This is a genomic window from Flagellimonas myxillae (assembly GCF_023502235.1).
GTDB lineage: Bacteria > Bacteroidota > Bacteroidia > Flavobacteriales > Flavobacteriaceae > Flagellimonas > Flagellimonas myxillae.
On record NZ_JAMFLY010000003.1, the window covers coordinates 261,216 to 285,884 of the forward strand.

The 24,669-nt window shown below is 43.6% G+C and carries 11 protein-coding genes; 1 reads left to right on the top strand and 10 read right to left on the bottom strand.

The features are described 5' to 3' along the window. Positions 1–9: 9 nt before the first annotated feature. Entirely contained in the window at positions 10–1,203 is a 1,194-nt protein-coding gene (locus M3P07_RS13900) for a Pycsar system effector family protein (RefSeq protein ID WP_249970534.1), read from the bottom strand. A gap of 53 nt (positions 1,204–1,256) precedes the next feature. On the opposite strand from M3P07_RS13900, the gene M3P07_RS13905 reads away from it, so the two are divergent. Beyond that, positions 1,257–4,958, top strand: a complete 3,702-nt coding sequence (locus M3P07_RS13905) for a metallophosphoesterase (RefSeq protein ID WP_249970535.1) — start codon at positions 1,257–1,259, stop codon at positions 4,956–4,958. Here the strand turns inward: M3P07_RS13905 and M3P07_RS13910 are convergent. From M3P07_RS13910 to M3P07_RS13950, 9 genes are all read right to left on the bottom strand, one after another. Next, positions 4,955–5,779, bottom strand: coding sequence for a hypothetical protein (locus M3P07_RS13910; protein ID WP_249970536.1), 825 nt, complete (start codon positions 5,777–5,779; stop codon positions 4,955–4,957). The genes M3P07_RS13905 and M3P07_RS13910 overlap by 4 nt on opposite strands. Positions 5,780–5,807: 28 nt before the next feature. Then, the gene (locus M3P07_RS13915) at positions 5,808–6,713 is read right to left on the bottom strand and encodes a GyrI-like domain-containing protein (RefSeq protein WP_249970537.1); all 906 of its coding nucleotides are present in this window, start codon (positions 6,711–6,713) and stop codon (positions 5,808–5,810) included. A gap of 26 nt (positions 6,714–6,739) precedes the next feature. Continuing rightward, positions 6,740–8,065 (bottom strand): vanadium-dependent haloperoxidase, encoded by a 1,326-nt coding sequence (locus M3P07_RS13920; RefSeq protein WP_249970538.1) that lies wholly within the window; start codon positions 8,063–8,065, stop codon positions 6,740–6,742. Next, a complete protein-coding gene (locus M3P07_RS13925) occupies positions 8,062–11,319 on the bottom strand; it encodes a VCBS repeat-containing protein (RefSeq protein WP_249970539.1) in 3,258 nt (1,085 codons plus the stop codon). Before M3P07_RS13925 ends, M3P07_RS13920 begins: the two co-directional genes overlap by 4 nt. Beyond that, positions 11,312–14,665: a VCBS repeat-containing protein gene (locus M3P07_RS13930; protein ID WP_249970540.1), complete on the bottom strand. Its 3,354-nt coding sequence runs from the start codon at positions 14,663–14,665 to the stop codon at positions 11,312–11,314. Before M3P07_RS13930 ends, M3P07_RS13925 begins: the two co-directional genes overlap by 8 nt. Positions 14,666–14,667: 2 nt before the next feature. Next, the gene (locus M3P07_RS13935) at positions 14,668–17,958 is read right to left on the bottom strand and encodes a VCBS repeat-containing protein (protein ID WP_249970541.1); all 3,291 of its coding nucleotides are present in this window, start codon (positions 17,956–17,958) and stop codon (positions 14,668–14,670) included. 128 nt (positions 17,959–18,086) lie between these two features. Continuing rightward, the gene (locus tag M3P07_RS13940; RefSeq protein WP_249970542.1) at positions 18,087–19,739 is read right to left on the bottom strand and encodes a sodium/sugar symporter; all 1,653 of its coding nucleotides are present in this window, start codon (positions 19,737–19,739) and stop codon (positions 18,087–18,089) included. Between the two features lie 117 nt (positions 19,740–19,856). Further along, positions 19,857–21,488, bottom strand: coding sequence for a RagB/SusD family nutrient uptake outer membrane protein (locus M3P07_RS13945; RefSeq protein ID WP_249970543.1), 1,632 nt, complete (start codon positions 21,486–21,488; stop codon positions 19,857–19,859). Positions 21,489–21,505: 17 nt separating this feature from the next. Continuing rightward, entirely contained in the window at positions 21,506–24,631 is a 3,126-nt protein-coding gene (locus M3P07_RS13950; protein WP_249970544.1) for a SusC/RagA family TonB-linked outer membrane protein, read from the bottom strand. Between the last annotated feature and the right edge of the window lie 38 nt (positions 24,632–24,669).

Sequence of the window (24,669 nt, forward strand, 5' to 3'; positions counted from 1 at the left end):
TTGGACGGATTAAAATTCGAATCGTTCTGGACCAAAATACCGGAATGCAATACCGAATGCAATAACGGAAACAATGGTACCTATCATAAATATGGTATAGGTCCATCGTAGAATTTTGTACTTTCTATTGAGCACAAGCCCTAGAAAGTACAGGTCCTTCGTCAGGGAAGAATAGATATATTCTTTGTCCTTTACCAATTCCTGAATGGCCCATTCATAATCATCCAGTTTCATCTTATGAAAATTTCCAAAGAATAGGAGATTTACCTTTTTCTGTTTTACGTCGTCCTTGGTAAACTTTCCGCTGGTGACATTGGGTCGTGTGGCCAATACGGCCAAAATCATGGAAACCACACTAAAAACGATAAAAATTAAGGTGGGGTAAAGCAAATATTTATTGGATGGATTATCCAGTTTTGGTATAAGGTTGGACAAGGCCAAAGAAATAATGATCGCGTTCACCGATAGCAGGATGTTTGCCTTCGTATCCGCAATATCACTTAACGTAAGGTGGTTCTTTAAGGTAACCCGAAACAGGGTTTGAATCCCCCGGTCGGGACTTTCACTTTTGTATTTTGCCTTTAAGGCCTCTTTCTTGGCAATTTCCTTTTCCGTTTTCTTTTCCTTGACCAGTTGTTTTAGGTTTTTTTCTTTCCCTTCTTCCCAATTTTCCTTGGCATAATCCGTATAGAACTCGTGTTCGTTACGGAACATTTTTATGTTGATGTCCCGCCATTCCTTGTTTGAGTACCTAGCAATTCCAAGTTCTTCGAGCTCTTCCTTTAAAAAATCAGTGGTTTCCCAATAACTCTTTTGCGAAAAATGCGAAGCGTCGGCATCCCGGATAATTTCCTCGTTAAGATTAGTGGGTTCATGGTACCTTTTGGTAGCCAAAATAGAAGCACAGATTTGTTCAATACCTTCGGTATTGTATTGCTCCCCTACGAGAAAATCCTTGGCGATTTTGCAACTTGCCTCCTCATGGTTGTCTACACCGCGCGTATAGCCCGTATCGTGGAACCAGGCAGTGAGCAAGAGCTTTTCCTCCTCCTCGGGCGCAAGATTGTAGAAATTGAGCAATTCTTTAGTACTTTTAACTACACGCTGCGTATGTTTCAGATTGTGATAAAGAAACTTGGAATCCAGTTGGTTTTCCAATATTTCGGTAACAAAGTTTTCAGCTTTTTCTACAATTTCCGACATAACAGTACATTGAACAATCCAAAATACAAAATTTTGGTATCAACCTCATTGATATGAAACAACATTACCTACTCATTCTAGTATTATTCCTTTTGTCAAGTTGTGCCACCTATGAGGCAAAATATGCTACACCATTTGTGCCCACCTCCGGACCAGAAAAGGAAGTTGAGCACACCTTTTTTCTTATTGGTGATGCAGGGAAATCACCAATGGGGGATTTAAATCCGGCACTTAAAAAATTTAAGTCCCAATTGGACAGGGCACCGAAAAACAGTACCGCCATTTTCTTGGGAGACAATATTTACCCGGCTGGGTTTCCCGCAAAAAAAGATGACCCCGAAGGACACGAACTGGCCAAAAACCATTTGGATGCACAGTTGAAGACCTTGGAGGATTTTAAAGGAAGAACAGTTTTTATCCCGGGTAATCACGATTGGTACAGCAATGGATTGAAAGGGCTGGAAAGAGAAGAAAAATATATCCAGAAAGCGTTGGACAGTAAAAAGGTATTTCTTCCGGACAATGGTTGCCCCTTGGAGAAAATTGAGGTCAGTGATGATATTATCGTTATCGCCATAGACACTGAATGGTACCTGGCTGATTGGGACAAACACCCAACCATGAACGACGATTGTGAGATCAAGGACCGTACCCGTTTCTTTGAGGAACTCGAAGGTCTTATCAAAAAAAATCTTGACAAGACCACTATTATCGCCATGCACCACCCCATGTTTACCTATGGGCCACACGGAGGATATTTTTCATTTAAACAGCATATGTCGCCAGATGGAAATATTCCCCTTCCTATTTTAGGTTCTGCCATAAACTTGTTGCGCAGGACCTCTGGGGCCACTGTGGAAGATCAATCCAACAAACTTTACAATCGGTTGAGAAATAGAATTGTAACCCTTTCCCAGTTTTCGAACAAGGTGATTTTCGTATCCGGACACGAGCACACCCTTCAATATATCGTGGAAGAAGGGATACCTCAAATTGTGAGTGGTTCCGGTGCAAAAAAGGGAGCGACCAAATTACTGAACGGCAGTAAATTCTCCACAGGAAAAATGGGGTATGCCGTTTTAAAGGTTTTCGCCGATGGTTCGTCCCATGTGGATTTCCACGGTACGGACTCGGAAGAGGATTTCTTGTACCAGACCGAGGTGCTACCGCCGAACAAAACTGAAAAAAAGCACAACTATGGCAACGATTTTCCAGCCCATGGAACGGCATCCGTATATACGGAGCAGGAAGTTGATAAAAGTGGGTTCCATAGATGGATCTGGGGAGACCGGTATCGAAAATATTATGCAACTCCTGTAAAGGCACCAACAGTGTTGTTGGATACCTTGATGGGTGGTTTAACCGTGGTAAGGAAAGGGGGCGGTAACCAATCCAATTCCCTTAGGCTCCAGCATAAGGATGGGCGCCAATTTGTGATGCGTGCGCTGCGCAAAAGTGCAGAACGTTATTTACAGGCCATTGCCTTCCAAGAAACCTATATAATTGGCAAATTCGAGGATTCCTATCCCGAAAGATTGTTATTGGACCTTTATACAGGAGCACACCCGTACGCCCCATTTACCATGGGACCACTATCGGATGCCGTTGGACTTTATCATACCAATCCAATATTATACTATGTACCAAAGCAAAATGCCCTTGGGGATTTCAATAGTGATTTTGGTAATGAATTGGTTATGATCGAGGAACATGTTTCCGAGGGTCACGATTTGGATAGTTTTGGCAAGACCCAATCCATAGAGAGTACGTACGATTTGATCCAGAAGCTGAGAAAAGACGAAAAATACACGCTGGACACTGAAGCCTATGTAAAAGCGCGGTTGTTCGATATGCTCATCGGAGATTGGGATAGGCATGTGGACCAATGGCGATGGGCCGAATTTGATGGTGAAGATGGGAAAAAAGTTTATAAACCCATTCCAAGGGATAGAGACCAGGCGTATTCCATTTGGGGCGATGGATTTTTCATGGGATTGGCTTCCAGAACGGTTCCCAGCCTTCAGATTTTTGAGGGCTTCAATGAAGAAATTAGGAATCTCAAGGGGTTTACCTCGTCCCCTAGAACCTTTGCTCTGGATATGGCGCTCCTTTCAGAATCGACCATGGAGCAATGGGTAAATCAGGCCAAATACATTCAACAACATATCACCGAAACAGTAATTGATGAGTCGCTGTCCCATTTTCCCGAGGAAGTGCAGGATGAAACGATTCCCGAGATCAAGCGCAAATTGTTGTTGAGAAAAAACAATCTTGTATCAACGGCACAGGAGTATTTTACCATCATCAATAAATACAGTGTGGTCACAGGAACTGATAAGGATGACTACTTCCATATCACTTCAGAAGCCAATGGCAACCTGCAGGTGCGTGCCTATAGGATCAAAGATGGAAAATGGGAAGATCTCTTTTTCGAAAAAACCTATCAACCTCAATTTACGAAGGAAGTCTGGGTCTATGGTTTGGATGACGATGATGTTTTTGATATTAACACGGCATCCTCAAAAATTAAGTTGAGACTTGTGGGAGGACAAAATAATGATGTCTACAAAATTTCGGACCGATCCAAATTGGTTCATACCTACGATTTCAAGAGCAAAAAGAACACCTACGACGAAGCCTTCGGGGGCAATGTGCATAGGATCAACGATTACGATACCAACACCTACGAATTTTTAAAGATAAAGGCGAGCAACAATCAATTTTTGCCTACCATTGGGTTCAACCCGGATGATGGCTTTAGAATTGGGTTCACCAATACCTATACCCACAATGGGTTCCGCCAAAATCCCTTTACACAACAGCACACTATAAATGGGGCGTTCTACTTTGCCACCAATGGTTTTGACTTTGGATATCGCGGCGAGTTTGCCAATGTCTTGGAGGGTGTTAACCTTGAATTGGACGCTAGGTTCACCAGTCCCAATTTTTCCATCAACTTTTTTGGTTTTGGAAATGAGACAGAGAATTTGGATGACGAACATCCTCTTGAGCTGGATTTTAACCGGGTAAAACTGAGTACGATAAAGCTGGCCCCCTCTTTGGTATGGCGGGGCAGATTGGGCTCAAAGGTAAAATTGGGGGTCTCCTATGAGGATTACGAGGTGGAAGAGACCGAAGATCGGTTTATCAACCAGTTTTACGTGGCCAACGGAGAGGAAAATGAACAGAGTTTTTTCGGGGTAAATGCGGGCTATAGCTATTCCAATACCGATAGCGAGGCCTTTCCAACCTTGGGAATGAGCATCTCCCTTGAAGGAGGGTATACCATGAATCTCGAGGATTCTGGGCGCTCATTCTCTTATTTTATCCCCAGTTTATCCGTGGACCATAAACTGTGTTCTAACGGAAGCCTTGTTTTGGCCACCAAAGTGAAGGGCCATATTAATTTTGGCGACGAATTTGAATTTTACCAAGGTGCGAGCATCGGGGCCAACAATGGGCTCAGAGGATTCCGTTTCCAAAGGTTCACGGGAAAATCAGCTTTTTTCCAAAATACGGACCTCCGTCTAAGTTTTAGAAAACGAAAAGCCGGGGTGCTTCCGGTCACGCCCGGAATTTTTGGTGGGTTCGATTATGGAAGGGTATGGTACCCAGGTGATGATTCGGACAAATGGCACAATTCTTATGGCGGCGGATTCTTCGTGAACGGGGCAGGTCTGCTTTCCGCCAATTTTGGGTTGTTCGGCAGTTCTGATGGAATGCGCTTTGCCTTCGGGGTAGGGTTTGGTTTTTAGTCCAAGGTATAGGAGTAGAGATTTCTACCCTTGGTCTTGGATTGCTCGTCTACGATCAAGATGGTGTTGTTATCCTTAAAGCAAATGGATTCTTGTTGCGTTCTGTGCAACACGTCTATGGTTCTCAATTTGCCCTTGGTGAAATCCTCGGAATCGAAATCAGAAAAGAGCCAGATTAATCCTGAACCCAACAAAGCCACTCTATTACCATCTGGCGAGATATCCGCTCCTGTAATTGAACAAAACTGACTGTCGGTACACGAGATAAACTCTCCGAGAAATTGAGCCGTATGTTTCCCTTCCATCGCAGGAACTTTGTAAATGTAGGCCTTGCCCAAATAGGGTCTTGCCCTGTCTTTGGTAATCAGATACAGGAAATTATTGTGATAGAAAAAGGCCTCGCAATCAAAACGGAGCCTGGATTTCTTAGGGGGAAATTTCTTTTGTTCGGGATAATGGAAACTGATTTTTTCTGCTTTGATCTTTCCGTCTGAAGCTGTATCTGGATTGGGAACTTTGTAAATTCTTAAATTCTCCCTTTCGTTGCTGTTGTTTCCGAAATCCCCAATGTACATATTGCCTTGAGGGTCCCGGGCAAGGTCTTCCCAATCGTGGTTTTTCGCATCACCGACCTTAAGGCGTTTAACAAGTTTTGCCCGGGAATTAATTGCGTACAAAACGTCTTTGTTGCCATTGTCTTCAATGGCCCAAATGGTGGAGCCGTTATTGGTGGCAATACCGGATACTTCATTGAGGTTTGAAGGGAGTTTTCCAAGAAAAGTGAGGTCACCATACCAGGGTTTTTGGGCACAGGAGTTCATAACACCCAAAAGTAGAAGGAGGGCGACCCTATTCATTGGATTCCTTAATGGGCAGATAAATCTCCGCCTTCCATTCCATTTCATCGCCTCCCATGTTTGGGTTGTTGTAAAAGACCTCCACAGGCTTGTTTTCTACAAGGATGTTATTTTTTTGGGCATAATCCAGCAAGGCATACCAAGCTCGGTCCGAAGTAATATAGTTCCCATTATAAATTGCTTTCAAAGCCCGTTTTGGAAAAATACGTTTGTACATTATTTCCGTATCTATGGGCAATCTTTCGGAGCGAATTATGGGGTGCCCAAAATTATATTCCAAGCTGTCTGTATCCATATCCCATTTGGTCACCTGGATCATTGGGGGGCCATTGAGCTGCACCTGGTTTTCCAACAACACCTGACTTATAAAGGACAGGTTTTTCATCATCCCGCCCGCTTTTTGGATCTGTGTGCATTTGATTGGGACATAGGCCAGGTACTTTTCCGGAATATCCTCTTCTCCCACTATGGTCACCTTAAACTTGCTCGCGTGATCCGCAATGTTCTCCATTAGATCAAGGACGGTTTTCCTAGAGCGTTTTTCAAAATCGGTGTCTGAGAACGGAATTTTAAGTTTATTGGCCAAACTATGATCTTCATCCCTGACCCCAACGACCACTTTGGTTATGGAATCTTCCATAGGACTAATTTCCCAAGTGTAGGAATGAATGGAATCATTGAATTTTACTTTTTGGCTAAGGTTATAAATATCACCAATCTGTGTAACGGGAGTTACCCCGTCTAGGGTTTGGTCCCATAATTTTATGGTCTGGTTAATGGCCCCTGGAGATATTTTGGACTCAAAACGGATCGTATAGTCCGAGGGTTTAATAAATAGATACCAAGCAAGTGCGATTAAAATTGTCGCCGTAAGGATCCAAAGGAATTTCTTCATCATGCGATTCAATTAACTTGGAACCTGGATTAGTTCATGTTTAGATTATCGACCACGAATTTACCGAGATCCCTTCCTTGTTTAACCCCAACATCAACAGCTGCGCGGTAGTGAATGCCACCATACATTCTACTGATCGCAGCTTCATCGGCTGCCTCCTTAAACGAATTGAACGTGCGAACGGGTAGCCCATAGGGGATTTCAGTGTCGTCATCAAAGGCAAAGTTATCCCCGAAAATATCGGTTAGAGCCACAGCTGCGGCCCCAGAAACAACACTATGCCCACTGGTATACTCTGGAAATGGGGGAGTTTGCAAAACAGGCTCCCAACTATCATCAATATGCTCGTTGATCAAAGTTTCCGGACGGATGAGGTTACTTCTGTACTTTTCGTCCCAGCAGCTTATAAAGGCATCGGCAATGGCGATGGAGGTTTTGGTATAGGCATAAACCGTTTTAGTGAAATCTGAGTCGGTCTTGCGACTGGCGATCTTGGTAATCCCAATCCAGTGTGCCCCTGGAGTAATTTTTTTGGTGGCGAACATCAAGTGCCCCCTAGTTACCGAAACATAGGGGTTGCAATCCCAAAATTGGGCAATGGCCACTTCCTCGGATTCATCCCCTTTCGCCGTAATTTCCTTGCTAATATCGTAGACTTCCTTAACCTCCTTGTAGAAATCTGAACCTTCTTCCATAGAGAATGGAGGAGGAGGTGTGGGCTTAAACTGCCCAGCAGAGTCGATGACAAAAGGCCTGATTTTATTCCAATGTGGCTCAATACCACTCATATATGCCGGAGGGGTAGGCTGCCAGCGGGAAGGGTCATCAGAGTTGACCGTAAACTTGGGCATAGTACGGGTTTGCTTGTAGTTATCCTTGTTCATCCAGGATTCCACATGGTCCGCCACTTGAATTCCGTATTCCTTTGAAGCTAGGAAGACCGCTTCATTTTTTTCGGACCACATGGTGTACAAGCTGTCTTGGTACGTTTTGATCTTATCTTCCGAAAAAATCAATCTCCTGCTCATGTCCATGTGCGCTATCAAGGCCGAAAGCTCATAGTTTATGGTGGCGTTGGGCGCAGGTTTCGGGATATCGGAAAACTCCCTAACCTGACCTGAAAGTGAGTGGTATTCCTCATTGCCCAGGGCCAAGATTTCATATGCCGCAACATTGGGGTAGGCAAAAATTCGGCTTGCCACAGGAGGCGAGAATATATCGTGGATCATTACCTCGGTTACCTTATCCACGGAATTGTGGTAATCCTCCGGTGAAATGGTAATGGGTTCTTCCTTTTTGGCACAGGAAGAAATCAGCAACATTACCAACAACAGTAGTCCAAATCGCTCTTTCATGGTTTCAATGTTAGTTTATTGAGTTTGTATACTTGGGCACGATCGTCGTTAAAGACCGCCAAAAGATACTTTCTATTGTTTACACTTAAGGTTTCTAAATGTCGAATGGATTTTTTGGTGAAATCCAATCCCAGTTCATTCCCCAAAATTACTTCCTCTTCGCTTCTTATCAAAGCCCCAGGGAAGGAATCCAATCTGCCGTGATAGGGCTTAACCCCAAAATAGTTTCCACCGGCCAATACCTCGGTTTTTCCGTCACCATCAAAGTCACCCTCAACAAAATCCATTATAGGGGCAACCTGAAGGTCCATGCCGAAGGGAACAAAAGTAAATATTCCATTATTGTTCTGTAAATAGCCCGATGACAGAGTGTTGACTTCCAAAACCTTAGCTTTGTCCAGTGTTTCCTTAGGAAATAATCCTTCCATGGTAGTCCCTGCAAAGGATTCGTAGGTGGTAAATCGCTTTTTGAGGGATACCATTTGCGAAGTTAATCCGTCCAAAGTCTCCAAGGGATAGTACTTCCCGTTTTTCTCTAGGGCCGTGATGGTTTCAGTTTGTCCATTGGAGTCAAAATCATCCAAATACAACTTCATCGGAAATTCTTGGGAGGCTTTAAACTTGGTATTGGTACCCCAATTGCCTAGCAGGTAATCGGTATCGCCATCTGCATCAATATCAAAGGCGATAATGCTTTGCCAGAGTCCCTTGGCATCTAGTCCCTGAACTTCTTTAAATACTCCATTTTCATTTTTGAGGAACTTTGGGGACATCCATTCGCCTATGAGAATAAGGTCCATGGAACCGTCTTTGTCAAAATCGTCCCAAATCGCGTCAGTGACCATCCCGCCAACGTTGTCTTGATCAAACCCGTCGTAGAGGGAAAAAATACCCTTTTCGTTTTCAAGGATAAATGATTGGGTCGGGTTACCAAACCCAGATGTTAGCGTATGTCCCCCAATAAATAGGTCTAGGTCACCATCGCCATCAAAATCATTGGCCTTGACCACCGAGGAATTTTGAAAGAATTCAGGAAGTGTTTGTTCGGTAAAGGTAGAATCGTTTTGGACATAATAAGAATCCAACAAAGCATCGGACTTTCCAAAAAAGTCTCCACCACCGGAGGTAACGATCAAATCCATTTTTCCGTTCTGGTTAAAATCCGCAATTTGCGCCGATATGTTTTCCTTTAATGAATCGGTTGCAAAAGTGTTGATGTGTTTTCTGGAAAAAACAGAATCTTTTTGAACAAATAACTGGGCCGGGACGAACTTGGAACCGCCAAAGAAAATGTCCTTTTTTCCATCATTGTCCAAATCTCCATAGGCCATTGCTGGCCCCCTATCGGACACTTGGTAGGGAATTAGTTTTTCCCTATTAAAATCGGTGTAATTGTCTTCTTGATGTGTGAAATCCAGCCCCAAATTCCTGGGTTCCAAAACAAATAAAGGTTCTGGAGCTTGGTGAAGCGCTTTATAGTCAAAAGGTATGGTGTTCTTGGGCTCAATGGTCAGGATCTGGTTCAGTGCCGGTGTTTTTACGATTTGAAACGACTTGTCTGGCCAAATGATTTTTAGGGAATCCACCTGTTGTGCGGCACCATAACCAAAATGGATCACAGGCTCAGAAGAAGCCTGGAATCCGCGGGAAGGAAATAGTTCCTTGAACTGCAGTTTACCATCGTGATAGGAATATACCTTGGTTCCAATTCCATAGGTGTTCTTCCCACCGAATCGCAATTTCAGTTTTAAATAATTACCATCACCATCCAATGTGTTGAGGTATATTGAGGGAGATCCATTAATATTGTTGGTCACAAGATCTAGGTCCCCATCCCCATCTAAATCGCCCATGGCCGTGGCTCCGGACATAAGGGTGTCCTTAGTAATCCACTGGGACGATCTATCCTTAAAGGTGATATCGGGATTGCCTTCAAATATGTAATTGTGGACGTTTCCGGAGGGCATAAGTTCTAATGCCTCTTGATCAACCAGCTTGGTGTTGTCTATCTTTTGCTGGATTTGTTCATTGGACACGAACTTGATAAAATCGAGGTCGTTTGGTCTTTTCGGAATCCCATTGGCAATAAAAAGATCTTGATGTCCGTCCAAATTGTAATCCCCAAATAGGGCGCTCCAACTCCAATCTGTAGCGGCAACACCGCTCATTAGGGCCGTTTCCGCATAATTCCCGTCCGGTTGGTTAACATAGAGCATGTTTCGGGTAAACTGATAGTGATATCCGTATTGCTTTATACGCAGTTTTTGCGTTTGGATGTTGTCATCACCTTCGGAGGATTTGAGAGCCACTTCGTCTTCGGGCAGCATGTCCAAAGAGATAAGGTCGGGCCTCCCATCCCCATTGATGTCGGCCACGTCGCTTCCCATAGAAAACCGACTTGTATGTCCAAAGTAAGTTTTTAGACTGTCGGTAAAGGTGCCATCCCCATTGTTGAGGTAATAGTAGTCATCCTCGTGAAAGTCGTTGCCTACATAGATGTCCGGATATCCATCCAAATTAAAATCTGAAATGGCCAACCCCAATCCATAGGCATTTATTCCACCGTATATGCCGGCTTCCTCACTGACATCCACAAATTTGCCATTGTCGTTTCTGAGCAGTTTATCGCCGGTTTGGTAGTTGCGTTCGTACCTCAGGTCGTATTTTCCATAAGAATTTTGGGTATGGACCGCGTGATTGAGCAAATAGAGGTCCAAATCACCATCCAGATCATAGTCTAAAAAGGCCGCATTGGAGCTATAGGAGTCAAAGTCCAGGCCGTAGGTTTGTGCGCTTTCGGTAAAGGTGTTGTCCCCATTATTTATAAATAGCTCATTATAGCCCCCAAAACCGTTGATACCAACAACCGCACAGACGTAAATATCCAAGAAACCATCTCCGTTTACATCACCCATGGCCGTTCCCGTATTCCAACTACTGTTGCCTTCAATTCCCGCACTTTGGGAAATGTCCTCGAAGCGCAGATCACCCTTATTGATATAGAGTTTGTTCTTCACTTGGTTACCCGAAAAGAAGATATCTGGAAGGTCATCGTTGTTGATATCCCCAATGGAAACCCCACCCCCATTATAAAAATAGAGGTAATCCAGAATGCTGAGGTTTTCCGATTCCGTAAGGGTGTTGGTAAAGGTGATTCCCAAATCTGATGGGTCGGGATTTTTGAACAAATCCCCTTGCTTACCGCAGCCCACCAAAAGTAGGAGCCCAAAAATAATAGTGATAAGCCTATTCATTGATGGCAAATAACTTTGGTTTTTCATTATTGATGGCGGCAACCAAGTAGCGTTTGCCCTGACTGTCCTTGATTGGTTTCAGGTGTTTGACCTCTTCTTTGATCTTGAAACCACTTTGGTCGTAGTTAAGCCATTCGTATCCTAGTTTTCCGTCCCCCAACAAGAGGTTTCCGTAGCTGGCATCCAGCCTTGAGAATTGGGGTTTGAACTCAAAATTGTTCCCCGCCATGATAAGGTCCAGATTACCGTCGTTGTTGACATCCGTGCACGTAATATCGCAGATGCACGAAAGCTGTGCCCTGGCTGGGAGTTGTTTGATCGTAAACTTACCATCGCCTTCATTGATGGCAATTACCGAGGCGGAAGTGGTTGCTTGCTTCACAATGGATTTATCCAGAATTTCCTTTGCAAAAAGCTCGTCTATGGTCTTTTGGGCATAGTCGGATGCTTTCAAGTTCTGTTTTTTAAGGGAAACCAATTGATCCGTGAGTTCCCTTTTTTGATGAATGGGGTAATCCCCACCGTTGTAGTTTTGGGTCACAATTTGTTCGATGGTTCCATTGTTGTCGAAATCGTTGATCCACATTTTCATGGGTTGCTCTTCGGAAAGGGGTCGGTAGTGGATATTTAGGCCTTGGTTCCCCAAAATCAGGTCCAAATCCCCGTCGTTGTCCAAATCGGCAGCTTCAACGGTGTTCCACCATCCGTAAAGGCTATCTAGGGAAGATGACATTTTTGTGATGCGTCTTCCTGTATTTTTATAGATTTTAGGGGTATCCCATTCCGTAGTGACGACCAAGTCCATTTTTCCATCCCCATCCACATCGGCCCATTTCGAATCCGTGATCATTCCTGCATCTTTGAGATCATAGGCAAAGCGTTCGGTAGCATCTGCGAAAACGCCCTCACCTTGGTTTTCGAGTAACAAGTGGTCTGGAGTCAATCCATAGACACCAACAACACTTCTAGATCCAATGAAGAGATCTACATCTCCGTCCCCGTCAAAATCTTGGGGAGCAATAGTGGCTATGTTTTTAAAGGTGGTTGGAAGCTCTTGGTCCGATTTGGAGTAATTTCCATTCCCATCGTTCAGATATAATCTTGGCCTGAAGTTATTCTGGGCGTTTACTTTGTTGCCACCAGAACCAACGATTAAATCCAGGTCCGAATCCCCATCAGCATCAAAGAAGGAGGCCACAACATCCTCATAGCGTTTATCGGTTTCAAAGGCAGGGATTTTTTTGGGAGCAAGTTTACCATTTCCTAAATGAAGGTAAAGCGTACCAGATTGACCATGGGCTCCACCAATATAGAAATCCTCGTTCCCATCCCCATTTACATCGCCAACTGCCAAGGAAGGGCCTTCTTGGGACAACTTTTTGTAGATCAATCCCTCGTAGTCAAAATCGTTGTAATGGTCTTCTTTATGCGAAACTAGATTATTGACGTTCAACTCACTTAAGAACGTTGGACTGTTTTCCATTTTCGGTATGCTGTAGGTGCTGTTTGCCTGTCCATGATCCAGGGTGACTACCTGGTTGGGTACCACATCCTTCAACAACTGTGTTTGGTCATCGGGCCAAACCACCCGTATGGAATCCAGTTTTTCAGTTTTTCCCAGACCCAAGGTCATTCCATAATCCATGGAGGATTGAAAGCCACGGGAGGGAATCATTTCTTGGTTGACCACATTTCCATCAAAATAGAATTTGACCAGTGCTCCAATTCCAAAAGGATTGGCAGCAGGTCCTTTAAATTTTAGCTGGACGTAATTGTGGTCCAATAAGGTCTCGGTATTGTTGCGGTAAATAAAAGCCTCTGTATTTACATTGTTGATCACCATGTCCAAATCCCCATCGTTGTCCAAATCCCCATAGGCAGCTCCGTTAGATCTTGTGGGCAACTCGAATCCCCATTCTTTGTTGGCATTTTTAAATGTGATGTCCCCATTGTTCTTATAGGCATAGTTGGGCTGAGGTTTTATGGGCATTTTATTGATGATGGAATCTATGGATTCCTTCCGGCCCGTGAGCGCCATCTTTTGGATGATTTCATTGGCGAAAAAGTCCACGAAATCCAGATCGGTTAGATCATGGTTGATTCCATTGGTCACGAAGATGTCCTTAAGCCCGTCATTGTCCATATCGAACATTAGCCCTGCCCAACTCCAATCTGTGGCATCTACCCCACTGTAGTAGGCTACTTCGGAAAAAGTCCCGTCGCCATTGTTCAATTGTAGCGTGTTCTGAATGTACTGCTGAAAAAAGTCTTTGCTCTGTTTCAGTTCGAACACGTTATAGCCCTCAAATTCCATTACGGATTTAACGCGTTCCTCTGGCTCTGGGAGCATGTCCGTAATAAAAATGTCGTTGTGGCCATCGTTGTTGATATCGGCAATATCGATTCCCATGGCCGAAAGACTCAAATGGGAGGTCCAATTTTTTATTTCCTCCTTGAATGTCCCGTCCTTTTGGTTGATGTAGAGGTAGTCCCGCTCGTAAAAATCGTTGGAGACATAGATGTCGGGATACAAGTCGTTGTTGAAATCGGTAACCAGTACCCCTAGGCCAAATCCAATCAGGCTGCCATAAATCCCGGCCGATTCACTTACATCTACATAGGTGCCGTTGTCGTTTCTGAGCAGCATATCGCCCACACCTCTAAAAATGTGAGGCACTCCTTCCCAATCCTGGGCACGCACTTCTCTTTGCTCTGCATACCCCAAGCTACTTACGGGGATGTTACTATTGTTTAAGATATAGGCATCTAGATCTCCATCTTTATCATAATCAAAGAAGGAAGCATGGGTGGTAAATCCGGTTTTGGCCAGATTGTATTCGTGGGCCTTTTCCGAAAAGGTAAGGTCGCCATTGTTTATGTATAGATCATTGTCGTGATTGTTACCTTCCAAATTACCAGCGTTGCTAACATAGATATCCAACAGCCCATCCTGATTTATATCCACCATAACCACACCGGTGGACCATGGCTTATTTCCCATAATGCCCGCGCTTTCGGAAATATCCTCAAACTTTAGATTGCCTTTGTTCAGATATAGTCGATTGGGGACCATGTTCCCGGTTAGGTATATATCCGACAGGCCATCATTGTTTATATCACCGATGGCCACCCCTCCACCATTGTAAAAATTTCGGTACTTGAAAATGTTGAAATTTTTCTGGTTTTCGACCTTGTTCACAAAACTAACCCCAGTCTCACTGGACGGAAGCAAGCTAAACAGTGTTTCCTTTTCCTGGGAAGTAGTATTCTCCTCTTTGGAGTTGCATGCCACCAACAACATCACTGTACAAGCTATTTTTAAAACATGTGCTTTCATCTTCATCATTATTACATTTTTGCCAAAAAAATGGGTGAGTCATTATTTCTACCGATAATAAAAACCGTTTTATTATCGATGTTGATTTTTTTAATTGTTCTTACAGCTCCGGAAACCTCGAAACCATTATGCTTTAAAAACCCGAATGAGCCGTTCGGATTTTGCTGCAAAATTAGTCCATGAAACGCATCCAACCTGCCCAATTGCGTGCTAATTTCATAGTTATTGCCTAAGATTATCAGTTCTTTACGTCCATCCTTGGTCACATCCTCCCACGCCATATCAAAAATTGCGGAAGACTGGGCCAAGGTGGGGAGTTCTTTCTTGGAAAACTGTCCGTTTCCATCATTCAGAAAATAGCAGCTTGCCAATTCGAATACTTGCTTGGTAGTTGCCTTTTCCAAAGGTTCTTTTCCGAACAAATCCTCAATGGAGGCCTTGGCAAAGGATTCATACCTCAAAAATTCCTTGTTCAAATAGGGCATTTGCTTTACAAGCTCGTCTTTGGAGGCAAAAGGAGTTTCGGTGTCCTTGTGAAAATAGGTAACGACGGGCTCAAAGGAGCCATTCCCGTCAAAATCGTTGAGGTACATGTTGATGGGCTTGTCTTGGGAGGCTTGGAGCTTACTATTCAATCCCCAATTGCCACAAACTAGGTCCATATCCCCATCGTTGTCCAAATCTTCAGCCTTGATTACGTTCCACCAACCATGGGTAGTATCCAAACCGTTGTTTTTTTGTAGGGTAAATGTCTTTCCGTTATTTAGAAATATGGAGACGGGCATCCAATGTCCAACCGCGATTAAATCCAAATACCCATTGGCATCGACATCCGCTGTAAAAACATCTTTGATGTTACCCAATCCCCGAAGTTCAGGAATAACTTCTTCTGAAACTTCCTGGAATTTTCCCTGTTTGTTCTGTTTTAGGAAAAACTGTTTGGGTGTACTTCCATAGGCTGAAGGTACTTGATCCGATACAATTACGAGTTCTTGTTGTCCGTCCTTATCAAAATCAGCAGCGATTACTTTTGAGGCGTTGGTCTCCAAAGTGGGAAGCATGTCATTGTCCAAATGAAACGTGCCCTTGGTATTGATGTACAATCTCGGCTGTAGCGGAGCTCCATTTTTGTATTCGTTGCCTCCGCTGACTACGATCAAATCTGGATACGAATCACCGTTGGCATTAAAAAATGTATGGGAGATATCTTCATTGGTCGCATGGGCGTTAAATAACTCTGGCTGGTGCACCTCGAATTTGCCCGATGCATCCTGAACGTAAAGCTGGGAGCTTTGTTTTTTCGCTCCACTGATAAAAAAGTCATCCAACCCATCCTGGTTAACATCGCTTACGGAAATATCCGGTCCTTCATTGGAGTTGGCGAATGGGATCAAGGGTTCCCGGTCAAAATCCAAGGAGCTTGTTTCCCTATGGAAAAAAGGCACCAAAGAATCCAGCTTAGCAAATAACTGCTGTTTGGGAATAGAATCCTTTAGATAATAGTTATCGGCACTGCCCTTCCGCTCTATGCGAATCTTGTTAGGGACGGCCAGGTTATAGCGGGTTTCCAACTCCCCTCCTGGCCAAATAATTTTAAGGGAATCTATCAGCGAATCCCGACCCACTCCCATATGAACCCTTGGAGCTACGGACGAGAGGTATCCTTTGGAAGTATAATTTTCCTGGGTTAGGGTATGGGATTTGGAGTAGGCGATTACTTTGGCACCCAGCCCAAACCTATTTTGGGTACCGGCATCCAATTCCAAAGTTAGATGGTTGCCTTGACTCCCGGTATTTTCCATAATATAGGCTTCTTCATCCACGTTGTTTACAACTAGGTCCAAATCGCCATCATTGTCCAGGTCAGCATAAACACTTCCATTGCTGAACGAAGCTTCAAGGCCTATCCAATCTTTGGTGGTATTCTCAAATTGTAAGTTTCCAAGGTTTCGAAAGCTATAATTGGAAATTTTCTTTATCGGTATTTCTTCGATTAGAGGCATATCTGATTGCAGCATGCCTTGATCAATCCGTCTTTGAATATTTTCGTTCGAAATGAAATTGATAAAGTCCATATCGTTGGTTGCCCCCTTGATTCCGTTGGAGACAAACACATCCTTGAATCCATCGTTGTCAAAATCTGCTAAAAGGGTGCCCCAGGACCATTCGGTAGCTGACAAGCCGCTCAAACTTCCAATTTCTGCAAAATTTGTGTTCCCCAAATTCAAGTGCAAGGTATTTTGCATGTATTGGGGTGCATATCCGTTTTTTAGGTATTGCTGATAGATGGGATAGCTGTATTCCAATCCCGATGTCTTATAAGTCTGTAAATTTTCTGGCAGCATGTCCAAAGAGAAGATATCGGTCAACCCATCGTTGTTGATATCGGCAATGTCGTTGCCCATGGAAAAATGGGAGGTGTGTCCCAGTTTTTGATCATCGGAGGAGATCAATTCCTTGAAGGTCCCATTTTGTTGGTTGATGTAGAGATAGTCGTTCTCAAAGAAGTCATTCCCGACATATATATCGGGATATCCGTCATTGTTCACATCACTTACGGAAAGCCCTAGACCATAGCCACTTTTGCCTTGATAGATGCCGGCTTTGGCGCTTATATCAATAAAGGTTTCCCCGGTATTTTCGTACAAACGATCTCCGGATAGGGAATCCACTTTTTTTCGCTGGGACCCTCTTCCGTAGGCCCTGTTGGGATAGACGGAATGATTCATCAAATACATATCCAAATCGCCATCCAAGTCATAGTCCAAGAAGGCGGTATGCGTTGAAAACCCGGAAAAATCCAGATTGTGCTTTTTCGCTTGTTCCTTAAAGGTGGGGATGCCGTTTGCATCCATTCCTTGGTTGATGTATAAGAGATTGTGCCCCTCTAGAATGCTATAGTTGCCCACTTTACAAACATAGATATCCAAGAGTCCGTCGTTATTGATGTCCACACTGGTAACTCCGGTTGTCCAGCCATCGGCATTTTGTATCCCGGAGATTTCGGTAATTTTTTCGAATTTAAAGTCCCCCTTGTTGAGATAAAGCTCGTCCGCAACCTGATTTCCGGTAAAATAGAGGTCAACCAAGCCGTCATTGTTGAAATCTGCGGCTGCCACCCCACCTCCATTGTAATAGTAAAGGTAATTTAGGATGTTAAGTTGAGGGGAATTGGAGAGCGTATTGGCGAAATCAATATTCGTATGGGTTGCCGGCAACTTAGAAAATAGCGTAGGTTGTTGTTTGCTACAGGAAGCGAAGCATACACCCAAAATAATTATGTAACCCCATACTTTTCTCATTGATCCAACTGTACGTAAGAATGTATGAAGCCATTCGTCCTGAAGGCTTCACAAAAGTGGTATAATATAGGTGACTGAAATCTAACTCTTAATAGAAGAAGTGTTAATTTCTTTGAAGTAATATGGAATTAATTCCAAAACAAGGCGTAAAGTACAGCCAACACCAATAATACGGCAAACGAACCTATGTTAAAGGTAGGGCTCGTTTGGAACAATCCCTTTGTTAACGGGATTCCCTTGGCATCATCTTGTCCTTTATTTTGTCTTAAACTCACCAAAATAATAATTAGCATGGTCAATAGGGCTGTGTATCCCATTTGGTCCAGAAATGGTACGTCTACAAAAAGGGAGCTTGTGGACCAACCTTTGGGCGCTACCTTAAAATAGAGCGCAATTGGAATGGAAACCAAAGCACCTGTGATTGCCGCTTTGTTGGTTGTCTTTTTCCAGAAAAGACCCAACAAAAAGACTGCTAATATACCTGGACTTACAATACCTGTATATTCTTGGATAAATTGGAACGCTTGATCGATTCCCCCCAAAAGAGGTGCCATGATAGAAGCGATGATTAATGCCACAGCAGCTGATAGGCGGCCAACATTAACTGTTTTCTTATCGTTTGCATCCTTGTTGATGTACTGCCGGTAAATGTCCATTGTAAAGATGGTAGAGGTTGAATTGAGCATGGAGGCCAAAGATGAAACTATGGCAGCAGCCAAGGCTGCAAATGCCAAACCTTTAAGTCCGACAGGCAAAAACTGTAACAACCAAGGATACGCTTTATCTGCTTGTGCCAAGCTGGGTAGATTATTGGATGCCCCATCTCCTAAACTAGCCATAATTTGTGGGTCGTTGACCATAATATAGGCTGCTATACCCGGAATCACTACAATTAGTGGAATGATGAGCTTCAATCCTGCTGCAAGCAGAATCCCTTTTTGGGATTCCTTGAGCGATTTGGCCGCTAGGGTCCGTTGGATAATGTACTGGTTGAATCCCCAATAGTAAAGATTGGCAACCCAAAGTCCACCTACCAAAACACCAAGCCCTGGTAAGTTCTTATACTCCGGATTGGATTTATCCAAAATCATGGCAAACTTTTCAGGTACATTGTTATAAACGACCTTCATGCCTTCAACAACACCTTCTCCTCCTGATACCGTATTTAATGCAAGATAGGTTGTGACCAATCCGCCCAATACAAGAAAAACCACTTGAATCACATCGGTCCAGGCTACTGCGGAAAGACCCCCATAAAGGGAGTAGGCCGCTGCAAACAACGCCAATCCGATTACGCTATACATCATGGGAATTCCCATTATGGTTTCCATGGCCAAAGAGCCCAAATAGAGAACAGAGGCGAGATTAACAAAGACGTATAATGCTATCCAAAAAAGTGCAAGAATTGTTTTTAATGTAGTAGAGTATCTTTTTTCAACAAACTCGGGAATGGTATAAAGACCCTTCTCAATAAATATGGGGAGAAAGTACTTCCCCACTATAAGTAGGGTAAGTGCAGCCATCCATTCGTAGGAAGCAATGGCCAGTCCCACCGCAAAACCAGAACCAGACATTCCAATGAACTGTTCAGCGGAAATGTTGGCGGCTATCAATGATGCACCAATCGCCCACCATGGCAAGGACTTACTTGCAAGGAAATAATCTTCTGCATTTTTTTGATGCCCTTTTTTATCCCGAGAGACCCAAAGGCCCACACCTAAGATAAGAATGGCATATAGTGCAAATACCAGATAATCCCAAGAACTGAAAGAAGAACTCATAACTTAAATTGGTTGTTTGGTTGTTTGGTTGTTAGGTTGAGGGCATTCCCTGTTGCTAATTTAAATAAAAAAGGTCGCCAAAAATTTTGACAACCTTTTTTATTCTTTTTTAAGATTCTAGTACCCTGGGTTTTGAACCAAGTTTGGATTGGCCAAAAGCTGAGGATTAGGTATTGGGAACAATTTGTATTTATCGTTTCCAACAGAGTTAGCAGCTTTAAACTCCCATTGTCTGGTGTATTGACCAAAACGAATCATATCGTTTCTTCTCCAGGTTTCTGCATATAGCTCACGAGCTCTTTCATCCAAAAGATCAGATTCGCTAACAGAACCAAGGGCTGTTGCACCTCTAAGTACCCTAAGCTCATTTACCATGGCCGTTGGGTCACCACCACTTCGCATCATCGCTTCAGCCTTCATAAGGTGTGCATCGGCATAACGGAAAATAATCTCGTGGTTGGTGAAACCGCCATTGTAACGGGCACCGTATTTTTGAACTCGAATACCAGTTCTCTCACTGTTGTTGATCAAGCTATTTGCACCATTTCCATCAACGAACTCCCTTGAGAATACCAAAGGATTTCCAGGACGGTCGTTCAATGGAGTTCCATCCAAGTCGTATTGTTGACCTACAAGGAATCCAAAACCAACGTTGGAACCTAGCTCGAAGCCATCATCACTTTCTTCGGTTTGATCGGCACCTGTAAATGGAGTTCCTCCAGGAGGTACACCACCTCTACGCTCTTCTTGACCGTCGATTGCATTACCGTCGCTGTCCAATCTGTTGTTGTTGGCGTCTCCTTCAAAAAGGTCATAGTATTCAGCCAAGGTGCTAAATCCATTCCATCCACCACCACCGTTGGAGGTAGAGTTGTAGTGCAAGCCGTTGTAGATTCTGTTTCCTGTACCTGCGGCCAACCACCAGATAGTTTCTGTATCAGGGGAATCCCTGAACAAATCAAAGTAACCTGATTGCAAAGCATAACCTTCTGCGGCAATTTCATCTACAAGAGAAATTACTTGTGACATATCTCCTGCTTCAGGACTTCCGCCACCACCGGTCAATTGGTTCACAAAAATGTGCTTGTTCAAAAGTAGTTTTGCTTTAAGGTACCTGGCTGCAGCCTTGCTACCAGTTTGGTTATCAGCTCCGCTTCCAGCCGCAACAGACGGAAGGTTGTTGATCGCTACGTCCAAATCAGCAAGGATAAAATCAACTGCAGCTTGACCTGACAATACTTCTGGTATAGAAGACGATGGCAAGCTAGTATCCCTAAACGGAACCTGTCCGAATAAATCCAGAATTACATACATGGAATACGCTCTCAAAAAGCTAGCATCCCCTATATCTTGTTGGGAAGGGTTACTTCTTGAATCCAAGATCTGGGAAGCTACTAACTGGTTAGCGTTCCATTGGTTAAATGGGGTCACGATATCGGTGGCTTCTGCATTCCATTCGTGTGCATGCAGATTTCTCCATCTACCGTTATCACCCCAGTCCGTACCCCGAGTTGGTACCAGGGCGGCGTCTGTGGTTACTTCGTCAAGGGCAAACTTGGCTGCTTGATCAGCATACTGTCCTGCAACGGTGCTGTATAATCCTTCAACACCTGAGGCCGGATCAGCCAAGCCTTGGAAACCCTCACTGATGATAGAATCAGTCTCCTCAATTTCCAAATCAGTACAGGAAACAAAAGCTCCTACTGAGAGTAAGGATAACAAATAAAATTTTATTTGGTTTCTTTTCATGATAAACAATTTTTTAATTAAAATGATGCGCTAATTCCTAATGTGAAAGTTCTAGCTGCTGGGAATGCTGCCCAGTCTATCCCTCTTGTAGGAATTCCAGAACCTAAGTCTCCTGTTTGAACAGTTACCTCAGGGTCAATTCCGCTATAATCCGTAATCAATAGCAGGTTCTGACCTGTTAATGAAATACGTAAGGACTTAAATAATCCATCTCCGCTCACGGGCCAGTTGTAGCCCAAGGAAGCATTCTGTAGTCTTACAAAATCACCTTTTTCCAAAAAGCGTGTGGAAACATCCGCCGAAGCTCCACCTGCCTCTCCACTGGTAACCACTTCTTGGGTTACGTTTCTGGCGTTGTTGATGGAACCTGCGGTAAAGAATCCGTTGGCTGAGTTATTGTACACATGGAATCCAAACTGTCCTGCAAAGTAGGCAGAGGCATCCCAATTCTTAACCCTTAGGTTAAGAGAAAGACCGGAAGTGATATCTGGTAAAGCATCCTCTCCTATAAAGGTTTGGTCACCAATAGGATCACCAACACCATTTCCATCAACATCTTGGTAAATAGGGAATCCATCAGAATCGAATCCTTCGAAGATTGCCATGTAGTAAGAGAACAACGATTGTCCTGCTTCAAAACGCTGGGCAAAAGCTCCGGAAAGACCTTGTCCATTAATTTCACCTGTATTTACTGAACTAGCAAAATCCTGAACCTCGTTCTCATTGTATGCAATGTTAAAGGAAGTAGTAAAGTTTACGTCATCCGTTTGAACCCAATCGTAGCTAGCGGCAAATTCGATACCTTGGTTAATGATCGTGGCATCTTGGTTACCAAACTGGAACGGGTCTACTGCAGGAGCTGCGGGAGGAGTCTGTAATAGTACATCGGTTGTTTCATTCTTGTAGACATCAATGCTACCACTGAATCGATCGTTGTTAAATCCAAAATCCAAACCAACGTTCAAGTTCAAAGTAGGCTCCCACTGCAAATCGGGAACATCGGTTGCTACGATGGCAAGACCAGTTGGATTGATAGTAAGGTCGTTTTGGATACCTAAACCGCCAAATCGCTGTCTAGCAACAAAATTACCGTATCCCAAACCGTCTTGGTTACCAGTGATACCGGCACTCAATCTAAGTTTCAATGTGGATACGGAATCCCCTATAAAATCTTCTTCAGACATTTTCCATGCGAAAGCACCGGAAGGGAAGTATCCATATTGGTTTTCCGGACCAAAACGGGAAGATCCATCAGCCCTTAAAGTCGCTGTAAACAAATATTTGTCTTGCAACGTATAGTTAATACGACCAAAGAACGACTGAAGTTCATCGGTGAAATTAAATAGATCGGCAACAACTGCAGTTACCCTTCTGTCTCCACCAAAACCAACAACTTCGCCTGCAACTACATTCGGGAACAATCGGTTCACTACAATTCCACCAGTTGAATCGTTAAAGTAGAACTGCTGGAAGCTCCCATTGATGCTTGCTTTATTGCTTTGAACCGTGGTAATAAGATCATTTCCCATTTCATTCAAATCCGTAGTAGAGAAACCACGGCCGTTGGAACTCAATCCAAACTCTTGGAAATCTTGATAGGAGTAACCCGCTAAAATGTCGATAGAGGAATTGTCAAAGTCCTTTCTATAGTTCAATGTGGCCTCGATCAATCTATTTTCCTTGTTCAAGGTGTTGTAGAAAGCAGCACCAGTCTCTTCTATCCCGGTCAAGTTCTGAACGTTAGAAGAGATTGCTGAAATGGACTCACTTTCAGATTTGTCGTAACCCAAGTTGATTTTGGCTGTAAGTTCCGGAGTGAATTTGTAATCAATGGAACCATTGATCAGTACTCTATCTGTAAAGGTCTGTAGCTGTGTATACTCCAACAAGTTGGCAGGCAATATTTGCGTTCCACCATCTGTAAAATCAGGATTGGTTGGCCAAGTTGGATTTGCTGAATACACAGCTCCCAATACATCACCTCGGAAACCAGCGGTTGCACTAAAAGGTGCAGTTTCATCATTGGTTCTTGAAATTGTGGCATTCATCCCCAAAGTCAATTTATCATCAAAGAAACGATGAACAGCGTTGATACGTCCTGTAATACGCTCCAAATCTGTTTTCTTAACAATACCGAATTGCTTTCCATAACTAAAGGTTGCCCTTACATTTCCCTGTCCATAATTATGTGAATAAGAAATGTTGTTGTTTGTGGAAGCGGCATTTCTGGTAATGAAATCTTGCCAGTCTGTATTGGCACCAAAATCCACATCCGATGCGTTTCCACCATATTGGGTAACAGCTGACAAGAATTGATTTCTGTTCAAAAGGTCATACTCCCTAATAGGATTGGAAAAACTCATGTTGGAAGAAAACTCAATCACTCCGCCTTGCCCTGTTTTACCACTTTTTGTAGTAATGATCACAACACCGTTAGCACCACGAGAACCGTAGATAGCTGTCGCAGAAGCATCCTTTAAGATACTGATGCTCTCAATGTCGTTCGGGTTAAGGAAGTTCAATGGGTTTCTTACTGCAGTTTGTCCAAAACCAGTATCACCTGCTGGAGAGGTGTTACCCCCTGCCAATGGAATACCGTCCACAACAAATAAAGGGTTGTTGTTGGAGCGAACAGAATTGGAACCCCTGATGTTCACCTGGATGGCAGCTCCTGGCTCACCACTCGACGCCGAGATGTTAACACCAGCAGTCTTACCTTGGATCAATTGTTCAGGAGATGCAATAACCCCCCCGTTAAAGTCTTCCGCGGTAACTGCGGTGACCGATCCAGTTGCATCCTTCACTGTAGTGGTACCATAACCAATAATAACAACTTCGTCCAATGCCTGCGCATCTTCCTGAAGTACAACATTGATCGTGGTCTGCCCATTCACAGGAATGGTCTGCGTAGTGTAACCAATGTAGCTAAACACCATGACGGCAGAAGCACCGACATCGCTGAGGGTATAATTACCATCAAAATCGGTCTGCGTACCATTGGTCGTGCCCTGTACTAGAACACTTGCTCCCGGTAAAGGTCCGTTCACATCTGAAACAGTACCAGATACCGTCTGGGCTTTTGCCAATCCAAAGCATAAAAATGCCCCAGAAAGCAAAATGCTTTTTAGTAGCGTAATCTTCATAAATAATTAATTTTGAGTTTAGTTAATTTCAATTGTTA